The sequence below is a fragment of the Mesorhizobium sp. M7A.F.Ca.US.005.03.2.1 genome (genome assembly GCF_003997795.1).
Taxonomy (GTDB): Bacteria; Pseudomonadota; Alphaproteobacteria; order Rhizobiales; family Rhizobiaceae; genus Mesorhizobium; species Mesorhizobium ciceri.
Map to the genome: position 1 here is coordinate 1 of NZ_RZRP01001129.1, position 1,608 is coordinate 1,608.

Consider the following 1,608-nt stretch of genomic DNA (forward strand, 5'->3'; position numbering starts at 1 on the left):
AGCCGTAGCTCTGACGACCACCGTGTTTTCGCACTAGACGGTAGAGCCATCGCTCCAGGCCCCCAGTCAGCCCAAAGTACTCACGATCAATCGTTAGGATCAGAGCATCGTCGAGTACGCCGGAATAGAACCAGTCGGCCAGAATGAGCTCGATCCCGAGCGGGCGCCTGCTGGCGTCCATTCGCTCCTTCCACTCGTTGATCCACGAGAAGCGATGCCGGCGCCGTTCGCCCGGCTGTCGGATCGACGTGGCAACCGTGGTTGACTGCAGCCGGTCAAGCGCGGCCTTCAGCCTGTGATAGCTGTGGGCGGAATCGCCCCGGCCGATGAAGGCAAGAATCTCGTAGGGCGTGGCCGCCATGAGACGCGACGTGCGAAGGCCGTTGTCTCGTGCGTCGACGATCTGGCTCGCCGCCCAGATCAGAATGTCAGCGTCCCAGATGGTCGCCATGCCGTGCTCGGCCGTTGCCTCGACGCGGATCGACACCTCGCCCATGCGAAAGTCGATCGGCGTTACGCGGCGGGATTTGGCGAGCGAGAAGAACGGCCACGACATGAGATCCTGCGCGTCGCGCGGCGTGACGACACTGGCGCGAGCGTGAAACAGGTCAAGCTGGCCTTCGGAGCGGTACTGCACTGACGCCACCCCAGCGGTCAGGAGGCGCGATCGCGTCTGCCGGCATAGGCAGGTGCGCGGGCGGCGTGCGGCTTGGCCGGCGGAACAAAGGTCGCGTCCGTATCACTGGTGGAGGTGCGCGCGCCGAGTTCGATCCAGGCGTGCAGGTCATCGATGTCGTAGAGCACGCGCCCACCGACTTTCCTGTACTTTGGGCCGGTGCCGTAGGTTCGGTGCTTTTCCAGCGTGCGAGCGCAAAGGCCGACGATTGGTGCCGCCTCCTTCGTTCGCAGGTATTTTTGGGGCGCGTCCGCGGGACCCTTCGACATCGCTCGATCTCCATTCGGTTTTGCTGTCATCCTGGCCTGCCGGGACGCGCGAAACGGACGATGGTCGAATTGAGAAAAGGCGAGGGAGGGCAAACATCGGGGATGTGTTTTTGCTACCCCTGCGAGGATGGACTTCACCGATCGGATTTTCGGCTGCGGCTGTGTGGATAGAAAAGTAGGTCGCGGTAGCCGCCGGCGACCATTCGATCCGCTCTTCGCAGGACGGCCCGTACCTTGTGCCTGAGGTGATGGTCGCGCCAATCTCGTGGCACGATTGGATCTCGTGACAGCAGCACCTCCGCGATCATGCGATAGGAGGCCGCTGCGCGGCGGGCGTCGTGAGCGCGCAGATTGAGGATATGCCTGGTCTTCGTCTGCTGGGGCAGCGCGCCGTAGACTGGGCTGCCGGGCGATCGACCGTTCAGCGCCCGCCAGAACTGGCGTGCGGCGTCCACTCTTGTTTCGAAGGCTTCGTCGAGCGGGAGAATGATGGCATTGATGCCAAGTGAACCGTCGCAACTCTCGGCAATCAGGCGATGCGTTGCGGTCGATGCCGACCAAAGAGCCTCAAGGTCTTCGCCCTGCTCCCAAACGCCAGCGTTGCGGAGCTCGCTAGGAAGCACGCTCCGAGGGGATGAGCCAGTCGAGGCAGGCATCCGCGTG

Annotated in this window: 3 protein-coding genes; all 3 read right to left on the reverse strand. The window is 63.4% G+C overall.

Annotated elements, in window-relative coordinates:
• Nucleotides 1-607, reverse strand: a 607-nt coding sequence (locus EN991_RS35415) for a replication initiator protein A (RefSeq protein ID WP_245461168.1), incomplete at its 3' end; no start/stop codon positions are given.
• A 47-nt stretch (nucleotides 608-654) separates the two neighbouring features.
• On the reverse strand, nucleotides 655-945 hold the full coding sequence (locus tag EN991_RS35420) for a helix-turn-helix domain-containing protein (RefSeq protein ID WP_127370466.1): 291 nt from the start codon (nucleotides 943-945) through the stop codon (nucleotides 655-657).
• Nucleotides 946-1,079: 134 nt separating this feature from the next.
• Nucleotides 1,080-1,608 (reverse strand): DUF2285 domain-containing protein (locus EN991_RS40490; protein ID WP_206519324.1); only part of this gene is annotated, 529 nt, incomplete at its 5' end.